This window comes from Fulvivirga sp. (genome assembly GCF_040220315.1).
In the GTDB taxonomy this organism is placed as follows: domain Bacteria; phylum Bacteroidota; class Bacteroidia; order Cytophagales; family Cyclobacteriaceae; genus Fulvivirga.
The window spans coordinates 1-5,725 of the sequence record NZ_JAVJUY010000300.1; the positions used below are offsets into that span (position 1 = coordinate 1).

General features: G+C 37.7%; 7 protein-coding genes. All 7 read left to right on the forward strand.

Annotated elements, in window-relative coordinates; translation table 11 throughout:
• A partial coding sequence (locus RLO81_RS15110; protein WP_350113395.1) for an NAD(P)-dependent alcohol dehydrogenase occupies window positions 1-540 on the forward strand: 540 nt, incomplete at its 5' end.
• Window positions 541-607: 67 nt separating this feature from the next.
• Window positions 608-832, forward strand: a complete 225-nt coding sequence (locus tag RLO81_RS15115; RefSeq protein ID WP_350113398.1) for a hypothetical protein — start codon at window positions 608-610, stop codon at window positions 830-832.
• A 361-nt stretch (window positions 833-1,193) separates the two neighbouring features.
• The gene (locus tag RLO81_RS15120) at window positions 1,194-1,373 is read left to right on the forward strand and encodes a hypothetical protein (protein ID WP_350113401.1); all 180 of its coding nucleotides are present in this window, start codon (window positions 1,194-1,196) and stop codon (window positions 1,371-1,373) included.
• A gap of 217 nt (window positions 1,374-1,590) precedes the next feature.
• The gene (locus tag RLO81_RS15125) at window positions 1,591-2,022 is read left to right on the forward strand and encodes a hypothetical protein (RefSeq protein WP_350113404.1); all 432 of its coding nucleotides are present in this window, start codon (window positions 1,591-1,593) and stop codon (window positions 2,020-2,022) included.
• Window positions 2,023-2,401: 379 nt separating this feature from the next.
• A complete protein-coding gene (locus RLO81_RS15130; RefSeq protein WP_350113406.1) occupies window positions 2,402-3,079 on the forward strand; it encodes a Riean_0653 family protein in 678 nt (225 codons plus the stop codon).
• Window positions 3,080-3,316: 237 nt separating this feature from the next.
• Window positions 3,317-3,961: a Riean_0653 family protein gene (locus RLO81_RS15135; RefSeq protein ID WP_350113409.1), complete on the forward strand. Its 645-nt coding sequence runs from the start codon at window positions 3,317-3,319 to the stop codon at window positions 3,959-3,961.
• A 159-nt stretch (window positions 3,962-4,120) separates the two neighbouring features.
• A partial coding sequence (locus RLO81_RS15140; protein WP_502880459.1) for an esterase/lipase family protein occupies window positions 4,121-5,725 on the forward strand: 1,605 nt, incomplete at its 3' end.

The following is a 5,725-nucleotide window of genomic DNA, read 5'->3' on the forward strand; positions in this document are numbered from 1 at the left end:
AACAAAATCCAAATAGTATCCGGACAAAAGATTCTGGTAAATGGAGGTACAGGCGCCATTGGTGCGGCTACCATCCAGTTTCTCAAGCATCATGGTGTGGAGGTGACAGCCACTTGCAGAAAACTACATTTTGACCAGGTGAAAAAGCTGGGAGCTGCTCATGTGATCGATTATGAGAAGGACGACTTCACCACAACCTCTGAAAAATACGATCACATCTTTGATACGGTGGGAAAGAGTACTTTCGGAAAATGTAAACCCTTATTGAAGCCAAAAGGAAAATACATCTCCTCAGAGCTGGGCCCCAAAGGCCAAAACATCCTCCTCATGATGATGACTCCATTGACAGGAGGAAAACAGTGTCAGATCGCTATCCCGGTCAAACCCCTGGAAAGTCTTGGGAAGATCCGTGAGCTGTGGCTGAGCAAGGAATTCACCCCATTGATTGACAGGACCTATCCGATGGATCAAATCAAGGAAGCATATGAATATGTGGCTTCAGGAAGTAAAATTGGGAATGTGGTGATAACCTACACATAGATAATTTTTCCCATCAGCATTTCAACCATTCCTCAGGATTGGCTGTCATTGGGAAAACTCAATCCCAATGAAAAACTTTAGAACACTAATCTTTCTATTTAGTTTCCCCTTCATTTTCTCTGCCTGTGAGGAAACCGAAACCCCCAAACTGTCCTCAGAAGACTATCTTATTTTCGGAAAGTTTGCCGGATTTTGTCTGGGAGAAAACTGTGTCAGGATCTTTAAGCTGGATAGTAATCAAGATTTTTCCCTGGAAGATCTTGGTTTCCAGAATACTGGTAGTCAAGGATAAGCGTACACAATACTTCCCTTTAAGTAACACAACATTAGGAAGGAGCGGTGGCATGCCAAAACACCCGGGTGTGAACCGGGTTTGCGGGCTGATAGGTGATTGTTTTGGCTAGATTTTTTGCTTTCTTTTTCAGCAATGGAAAAAGAAAGAGCCACGGCTTGAGTGGTTGCAAGCGAACTCCTTTTGAGAAAAATATACTTTGTGAGCAACTAGAAGATTGTTCAAGAGGAAACTATAGATCTTTGGAAATCTGAAATTATACCAAGCGCATATTAATAGATCATGGTCTTAACTCTTGTCTTCTAAGCAAGAAATAAAAAGGTAATTTTAGTGGCGATAAGTTGATGTAACCCTATCCATAATGATTACACCTACCATGAACATTCAGGAAGTAAATCAGGAGATCATTCGGGTATCCACGAAGCTGATGGCCATGGTATTGTCAAAGTCCAAACACCGGGAACGAATTTACTTTGATCAAGCAAGAGACAGTTTAAATGAAATGTCCTCAGACCTAATTTTGGTAATCCAGCCCGGATGAGAACGAATAAAAAAGCCAACTATTTGATGCAACTCCAGTTGCTCCGGATGAATCCAGCTCATACGATATTGAGGGTATAAAATTTATCGTATGCTACTTTACCTATGAAGGGTATGATGTAAACAGGGTCTTAAATTTATAAATACTTGTTAAATTGAAGATATAAACCAGTATCTGGTAAAATGAATCAATTATTTATAAATAAAAATTAATTTATATGAAACGGTTAATGACTATTACCATACTGTTTATTTTTCTGTCATGCGGACAGAATAATAAATCAAACAGAAGTGATCTTTTAACTTCTTCAATATGGATGATTGAAAAAGCATCAGTGGAGACGTTATTTCAACGTGATGATGACTCCCCTACGATATTCTTTGAGAAGTATAAATTTCTAACTGATGGGACTTGTCTTCTTACTACTGGAGAGACTGAAATAAATGGAGAGTGGAGTTGGGCTAAGGACGATGAAATTCACATTAAACCTGAAGGAATAGTTCTAAATGGACAGAAAATCAAAACCGACTATGGCTTGAACATGAAAATAGTGGAACTTAATGATAAGGTATTTCGAACTCTAGAAAAGGGTGAAGCTGATAACTGGAACTCAGAAAGAGTACTAGAAGGAAAGTACACAAATATGTAGTAAGAGGGGGTTGTCAAGAATAAGAGGACAGATATTTCCTATTTTCTTAAGTAATAAACATGCCCAGAAAGGCGCAGTAGCCAGCAATAATACCGGCAGTCCGTCGCTACCGGCCAGAGTCCTACCGCTTTCATTGAACGGTCTGACGTTTCGGTAAATTAAAAAGAAATAGCCTCTGCGGACTCAAGCAGTGTAGAGTTAACTTGAGCAAGGCCTTGGTAACCGTAATTTATCATGTAGTCTTATGATTAATTACAGTTATATCGTTATTTGCTATAAATACATTGATCAGTAATTTTGCTTTATGATCTAAAACGATGAAAGGAATGGTTTTTTTATGAAGTTGATATCAACTAAGTACCAATTAAATTCATTAGCTATGAAAAATGTTTTCTTTCTATTTTTTCTGGCAATACCATCAGCTTTTATATCCTGCAGTAATGATGAACCTCAGCCCACACTTCCTCCCATCACAGAAGAGGGACTGAATACATTCGGGTGTTATGTTGATGGTGTATTACTGCTTCCTGTGGATGGTACACCTGGTTTTGGGGGTGGAAGAAGAGCTTTTGGGATTACTTTCGTCTACAGGAAAGATAGTCTAAGAGATTCACTTCGGCCTCCATATTTTGCTTTATTTGCTGGAGATAGAATGCAAAATAATGGGCCCGATTATGTTTATATTTATATTCCCTCTCTGTCTTCATCAGGGACCTATACTATTGGTCCAAGTAATGGCTATCAGGGGATAGATAGCCCACCAAACACCCATGTGTTTATTGGTACATATGACGTTGAAAAGAATTTTATTAAATATCTCTCGTATGATAATTCTGGAAAGGTAATCATTTCAAGGTTTGACACTATCAATACGGTGATATCAGGAACCTTTGAGTTAAGCCTTGTAGACATTGATACGAAGAACGATACCATCAAAATCACAGATGGAAGGTTTGATATCAACTGGGGGCAATTTGAATTGTGGGCATTTCGAAGAAGAGCCATGTCCATAGAAGAAGATTCTTATCAACTAAAAGGAATTAATAATACCATTTGACCATAAATATCTTCGAAATGAAACCGGTGATTAAAGTTGCAAATTTGTAACAAGAAGTGATCTCAGTATTAATGGCCAATAACCGTGATTTATCATGTAGTCGTATGATTAATTACAGTTGTGTCGTTATATGCTAATAAACTTATTAATTAGTATATTTACTTTGTAATTAAAGCAAAGAGAGGGGAGGGTTTTTAGAAGTTGATATCAACTAAGTACCAATTAAATTCACTAGCTATGAAAAATGTTTTCTTTTTATTTTTTCTGGCAATACCATCAGCTTTTATATCCTGCAGTAATGATGAACCTCAGCCCACACTCCCTCCCATCACAGAAGAGGGACTGAATACATTCGGGTGTTATGTTGATGGTGAGTTATTATTGCCAAAAGACGGATCTCCAGGTATAGGGTCAATCGGTGGTGGAGCAAACGGATTGATGGTTTATTATCTTATTGATAGTGCTACTAACTCTAAAGGTGAGAAATTTGGACCAACATATTTTGCGATTCTAGCCTCAAACTATGTTGACAAAGGAGGAGATCTAATTTACTTATATATTCCTTCAATATTTGAAGGAGAAGATTACACCATTAATGAAAGCCATGGCCATGGATCCGGTGCATCTAGCCCTCATTCTCATGTTTTGGGAAATCTTTATGATTCTGATGACCAAGTCACACGATATTTATCTTTTCCCAATTCTGGTAAAGTTACTATAACAAGGTACGATACAATCGAAACTATCATATCAGGAACTTTTGATCTCGAGATGGTTGATGAAAATTCAAAGACAGATACTATTAAAATCACAGATGGAAGGTTTGATATCAACTGGGGCAATTTGAATTGTGGGCATTTCGGCGAAGAGCCATGTCCATAGAAGAAGATTCTTATCAACTAAAAGGAATTAGTAATACCGTTTGACCAAAAAAAATAATTTCAAAATGAAACAGCTAATTATTGTTATGCAATTTTTGCATATAGCTCTTTATTATATGCACAAGAAAAACTGCCAAATAATCGTACTGTTGTTCAGTACATGGATAGTTTACTAAATGATCTAGATAATACTAAGTTACAAACTGGTATTCTTTATGATAGGGTATCACCCTTCGCTCATTTGGAAGGTTTTAATGAGCGAGGTGACACATCTAGCTTTGAACATTTTCGACAAGCCTGGAGTGAGCTTTATCGGTCAAGCTATCAAAAGACTTTTGCCAATGTGGATGTATTGAAGCAGAATTATGAGTTTCACGGTATATATGATCACATTGATTTAGGAATAATTCATGCTTCGTTTGACAAGTTGGATAAGGAAGAAAACCAAGACAAATGGCAAATTACGAACGGAAGGTTAAAATCTAAAGTGAATAAAGATCCTTTCGTAACCGAGGATCTCTTTCTAGTTTCACCCTTAGCTAATAGTGCTTGGGGGCAGAGCATAACATTTCATTTTAAAGAAGAACACTTTTTGAAGCAATCCAAAAATACCCTTGAGAAACTGGAGATAGATTTTGGTACAGGCTCCTGGAAAACAATTCTGCTAGAAGGCAGAATAGTCAGTAAGCAACTGAATGTAGTTTATGATACTCCCGGGGAAAAAATAATACGCTCCAAAGCCATCCTGACTGATGGAAGAAAAGTCCAAACACAGTCCACGTTAAATGTGGCTTTTGCCCCACAAACTCTGGCGATGACTGGAGGAGCTATTCAAAATAGGTCTGTAAAAGCTTCTATTGCTTTTAAAGGCTACGATGAATCTACTTCCATCAAAGGCAAAGCAGAGTATCGTATCTTTTTCCATACGAATGGTGGCAACACCAGTCCTACTTTACTTAAGCCAATTATTATTATTGATGGGTTTGACCCTAAAGATAAACGTAAAATTGAAAGTACTGATCCCGGGCATAATCCGGATAATGATCCAAACTTCAAAAGCATTTTCGACTTAATGTCATATTCGGGAAATAATCTTGTATCTACCTTACAACAGGAAGGTTACGATGTTGTAATAATTAACCACAACCCATACACGGCTGATGAAAACGGGCAACAAATTGTTGGGGGCGGTGATTATGTTGAAAGAAATGCAATGGTATTAATTAAAGTGATTCAAGACCTGAATGCTGAACTGCAAACCAACAGCTCAAGTGAAGACTTGGTTATTATCGGTCCAAGCATGGGAGGTCTTATCTCTCGCTATGCCCTGGCTTACATGGAGAAAAACAGTTTGACTCATAATACTCGACTATGGGTAAGCTTTGATAGTCCCCATTTAGGAGCGAACATCCCAATATCAATACATCAGACTCTGTATTTCTTTGGAGTGATCGGTGGAGATGCGGGTGCACAAGAAACCTTAAATAAGGAATTAGGTTCCGTTGCAGCTCGACAAATGTTGATTGATCAAAGAAATAATATGAACAATACTGCTCCCTTTAGGCAACAATTTATAGCCAATTTATCAGGAAATGGTATAGCTGGTAGCGGTGGATTTCCTATTAACTTAAGAAAAATATCTCTAATCAATGGAACAACGAAGGGGATTAAAAACCACACTGAGGGTCAGCGCTATTTGGATGTTGAAGGATATTATTACACCTTAAAAGTTGCGTACGTTAAAACAAACTTTTTGGGGAACAGT

Bases quoted from the DNA above. Each gene is read 5' to 3' on its own strand.
- RLO81_RS15135 (WP_350113409.1), top strand. From the start codon at position 3,317: ATGAAAAATGTTTTCTTTTTATTTTTTCTGGCAATACCATCAGCTTTT.
- RLO81_RS15120 (WP_350113401.1), top strand. From the start codon at position 1,194: ATGATTACACCTACCATGAACATTCAGGAAGTAAATCAGGAGATCATT.
- RLO81_RS15115 (WP_350113398.1), top strand. From the start codon at position 608: ATGAAAAACTTTAGAACACTAATCTTTCTATTTAGTTTCCCCTTCATT.
- RLO81_RS15130 (WP_350113406.1), top strand. From the start codon at position 2,402: ATGAAAAATGTTTTCTTTCTATTTTTTCTGGCAATACCATCAGCTTTT.
- RLO81_RS15125 (WP_350113404.1), top strand. From the start codon at position 1,591: ATGAAACGGTTAATGACTATTACCATACTGTTTATTTTTCTGTCATGC.